This window comes from Brevundimonas sp., assembly GCF_032107865.1.
GTDB lineage: Bacteria > Pseudomonadota > Alphaproteobacteria > Caulobacterales > Caulobacteraceae > Brevundimonas.
In genome coordinates, this window is the sequence record NZ_DAMCNG010000224.1 from 1 (window position 1) to 4,103 (window position 4,103).

Sequence of the window (4,103 nt, forward strand, 5' to 3'; positions counted from 1 at the left end):
GCCTGGACGTCGCCCTGGGTGAAAACGGCGCACGGCTGTCGGGCGGCGAGCGGCGGCGCCTGGGCCTGGCCCGCGCCTATCTGCGTCCCGCCCCCTGGCTGGTGCTGGACGAGCCGACCGAAGGGCTGGACGCGGCCACCGAGGCCCAGGTGCTGGACCGGCTATCGCAGCGCCTTCAGCGCACCGGCCAGGGTCTGATCCTGGTCAGCCACCGCCCGGCGCCGCTGGCTCTGTGCGATCAGACACTGACGGTCAGCGGCATCGGCCCGGACGGCCATGTCCAGGCCGGCGTCGGACCGCTTCGGGCCGCCGCCTGATCTGCGAGACCTTTGATCTCCATCAAGGCGGAGGAAGCCGCGATAAGCTCAGCTGTCGGCATAGGAGAACTGCCATGCCCTCAGAAATCATCGCCCCCGTCGCCGCCATGGGCGCCTTCTTCCTCACCTTCATGGCCGCCATGGCCTATGGCGTGATCAGCAGCAATCTGGCCGACCGCAAGGCGCGCTGACCATGACCCTGCACCATATCCGGCTAGAACTGGCCCGCGAGGCCGATGCGCCGCACGGCGATCCGCGCGACGGCTATGACCTGGTCATGACGCTGGATCAGCAGTCACGGCTGGACGCCCCGACCCTGCTCGCCGCGCCCGAGCGCACGCGCGTCCGCCGTTTCCGCGACGGCGAGACCCTGGCCGTCGGTCAACTGACCCAGGGCGCCGACGGTCGTTGGGTGCTGGACTTCCCCGGCGAGGACGCCGACGCCGTCGGCTTCCGCCTTGAGAGCGAGCGCTTCGTTCCTGGGGAATACGTCTCTCTGGCCGAGCCGGGCGGCCCCATGCGTCCCTATCGGGTCGCCCTGGTCCAGCCGCTGGACCGCCCCTGATCGAGTAACCGACGCCGCCTGGATCAGGCGGCGTCGTCTTCCTGTCCGTGAATCACCGGGCGGAACAGAAGCTTGTCGATGCGTCGGTCGTCCATGTCGATGACCTCGACCTCGAAACGACCCAGTTGCAGGACGTCGCCCTCGTTCGGCACGCGCGACAGATGGTGCAGCACCAAGCCCGCGACCGTGTGGAAGCCTTCATGCTCGCCGAAGTCTTCGCCCAAAGCCTCGCCCAGTTCATCCAGATCGATCTGACCATCGACGGCCCAGGTGCCGTCGGCGCGCTTGCGCACCGCCGTCTCGACCTCGTCGTGGCTCTCGTTGAAGTCGCCGGCGATCATCTCCAGCAGGTCCGTGGCCGTGACCACGCCTTCAAAGGCGCCGTATTCGTCGACCACGAAGGCCATGTGGACCTTTGAGCCCTTCAGGATCTCCAGCGCCTTCAGCACCGAGGTCGACTGCGGAATGAAGGCCGGTTCGGCCACCAGCTTCTCGACGTTGAACTCGCCATTGTCGAGCAGGCTGTCCAGCAGATCCTTCTTGTGGACCACGCCCAGCGGATTATCGATGTCGTTGTCGCGCGCCACCACAATGCGCGAGTAGGGGCAGGTGCGGATTTCCTCGCGCAGCGTCTCTTCGGAATCGTCCAGGGCGATCCAATAGACCTCGTGGCGCGGCGTCATCGCCACGCGCACGGCCCGGTCGCCCAGGCGCAGGATCTCTTCGATCATCTCCTGTTCTTCCGGCTCGATCAGGCCCGCGGACGTGCCCTCGGCCAGGATGCTCGCGACCTCTTCCTGGGTCACGTCCGAACCATCGCGATCCTTGACGCCCAGCAGCTTCAGGATGCCCGAGGTCGAGGCCGTCAGCAGCAGGACGAACGGCTTCATCACCAGGGCCAGGGTCGAGATCGGGCCGGCCATCTTGGAGGCGATGGTCTCGGGGAAGATCAGGGCCAGGCGCTTGGGCACCAGCTCGCCGACAATCAGCGAGACATAGGTGATCAGCACCACGACCACGCCGGTGGCGATGATCTGCGAATAGGGGGCCAGGGTGGGAATGTTGGCCGTCAGGATGTCATCCAGCTCGCCCGCGATGGCAGCCTGACCATAGGCGCCCGCCAGAATGCCGATCAGGGTGATGCCCACCTGAACCGCCGAAAGGAACTGGGTCGGCTCCTCGGCCAGCTTCAACGCGGCGCGGGCGCCGCGATCGCCTCGTTCGGCGCGGCTCTGAAGCTTGGATTTGCGGGAGGACACGACCGCGAGTTCGGTCATGGCGAAAAGGCCGTTCAGCACCACAAGCAGCAGCACGACGACGATAGCGATGGTCAACATCGAAAAGGGAGAAGCCCTGAGCGCGGCGCGACTAACGGCGTCCGCACGGTCGATAGTAAAGGTGAAGCCCCGCCTGCGCCAGCTTTGTTGTCGAAACTGCGGCGTTCAGCGCACGCCGGCCCCTCAGGCCGCCGAAAGGACGTGCTCGCTCGACCATTCGGCGGCGGCGACGGCCCCCTGTTCCATGCCCTGCATCAGGATCTCCAGGGTGACCGGCTTGGCCACCAGATGGTCGGCGCCCGCCTGAACCGCCTTCAGATGGTGGGCCTCGGTCGTGTTGGCCGTCAACATGACGATGGGCGTGCGTGCAGCGCCCAGACGCGCTTCGTCGGCGCGGATGCGGCGCATGGCGTCCAACCCATCCAAGACCGGCATCTGCATGTCCATCAGCACCATGTCGAAGCGCTCCTGCTGAAAACGCCGCACGCCTTCCAGACCATTGTCGGCGGTGACGATCTCAAAGCCCAGCGGCTCCAGCAGGCAGCGCACGACCATCTGATTGGCCGGATTGTCCTCGACCGCCAGGACGCGAATCTGCGCGCCCTCATCCGACGCATGCGTCGCTTCAACCGACACTGCGGCCGGTTCGGCCACGGCCGCCGCCACACGCTCGACCGGCAGGACGACCCGAAACAGACTGCCCTCGCCCGGCGCCGACTCTGCGGAAATCTCGCCGCCCATCAACTCGGCCAGCGACTTGCAGATGGACAGGCCCAGACCCGTGCCGCCGAACTGGCGCGATATGGCGTCATCGGCCTGAACGAAAGGATCGAACAGGCGTCGCGCCGCTTCGGCGTCAAAGCCCATGCCTGTGTCCTCGACCTCAATGACCAGACGTTCCCGGTTGTCCTCGGCGCGCACGTCGACACGGACGGACACACGCCCCTCAGCCGTGAACTTCACCGCATTGGACACCAGGTTGGAGACGATCTGGGTGATGCGGACGCCGTCGCCGATCACCGGCCCCTGGGCGCTCGGCGTAAAGGCGACGTCCAGCGCCAGCCCCTTGTCTTCAGCGACCGCCCGACGCATCTCGACCACGGTCTCAATGTCGGTTCTGAGATCAAACGGCGTCAGCGACAGGCTGAACTGACCTGCTTGCATCTTCGACAGGTCCAGCATGTCGTCCAGAACCCGGCGCAGCGCGTCCCCTGCCCCCGTGATCAGCTTCAGCATCTCGGTCTGGCGCGGCGTCAGCGCCGTGTGCGCCAGGGCCGAGGCCAGGCCCAGCACCGCATTCAGCGGGGTGCGCACCTCATGGCTGATGTTGGCGAAGAAGCGGTCCCGCACCTCGGCGGCCTGTCGCGCTTCGGCCTGCGCCAGCTCCAGCGCCTTGAGCGCGCGGACGTGGTCCGACACCTCGAAGCGAATGGCCGTATAGGTCTCGGGCCGTCCGTCAGCCCCCAGGTTCGGCACGATGGTCGTATCGACCCAGTATGGCTCGCCCGACTTGGTGCGGTTCTGGATGGTGCCGCGCCACACCTCGCCGCGCGCGATGGTGCGATACAGATTGCGGAAATAGTCGCGCGCGTGGACGCCCGAGTTCACCACCCTGTGCGTCTGACCGATCAACTCCTCGCGCGCATAGCCGCTGACAGCTTCGAACTTGTCGTTGCAGTACAGGATGCGGCCGGCGCGATCCGTGATCGCCACGATGGCGGCCTCATCCAGCGCGGCGGAGAGGCCGGCGCGACGGGGCCAGTCAACGTCAGTCATAGGGAGTCCTTTCAGCGCCGTCTCATGGCCCCCGCATGGCTGAGAAAGCCTTAACCGCTCCGTTCGACCAAAGTCGGGCTTCTTCTTTTGATTCAACGCAAAAGGATCGGGGCGCGCGCCGAACGACTGACATGCAAAACGGCCCCCGGATCGCTCCGGGGGCCGCTC

The 4,103-nt window shown here is 66.4% G+C and carries 4 protein-coding genes; 2 read left to right on the top strand and 2 right to left on the bottom strand.

Translation table 11 applies throughout. The features are described from left to right. Window positions 1-317: ATP-binding cassette domain-containing protein (locus RT567_RS14250; RefSeq protein WP_313576932.1), on the top strand; the 317-nt coding region annotated here is incomplete at its 5' end. Window positions 318-510: 193 nt separating this feature from the next. After that, the gene (locus tag RT567_RS14255; protein ID WP_313576933.1) at window positions 511-882 is read left to right on the top strand and encodes a hypothetical protein; all 372 of its coding nucleotides are present in this window, start codon (window positions 511-513) and stop codon (window positions 880-882) included. Window positions 883-905: 23 nt separating this feature from the next. On the opposite strand, the gene RT567_RS14260 is transcribed toward RT567_RS14255, so the two are convergent. Both RT567_RS14260 and RT567_RS14265 read right to left on the bottom strand, forming a co-directional pair. After that, window positions 906-2,219 carry a hemolysin family protein gene (locus RT567_RS14260; protein WP_313576934.1) on the bottom strand — a complete coding sequence of 438 codons (1,314 nt, stop codon included), beginning with the start codon at window positions 2,217-2,219 and terminating at the stop codon, window positions 906-908. Window positions 2,220-2,342: 123 nt separating this feature from the next. Further along, window positions 2,343-3,935 (bottom strand): PAS domain-containing hybrid sensor histidine kinase/response regulator, encoded by a 1,593-nt coding sequence (locus RT567_RS14265; protein WP_313576935.1) that lies wholly within the window; start codon window positions 3,933-3,935, stop codon window positions 2,343-2,345. Window positions 3,936-4,103: the final 168 nt, after the last annotated feature.

Excerpts from the sequence above, each read along its gene's own strand:
- RT567_RS14260 (WP_313576934.1), bottom strand. The coding sequence starts at position 2,219 with ATGTTGACCATCGCTATCGTCGTCGTGCTGCTGCTTGTGGTGCTGAAC.
- RT567_RS14255 (WP_313576933.1), top strand. The coding sequence starts at position 511 with ATGACCCTGCACCATATCCGGCTAGAACTGGCCCGCGAGGCCGATGCG.
- RT567_RS14265 (WP_313576935.1), bottom strand. The coding sequence starts at position 3,935 with ATGACTGACGTTGACTGGCCCCGTCGCGCCGGCCTCTCCGCCGCGCTG.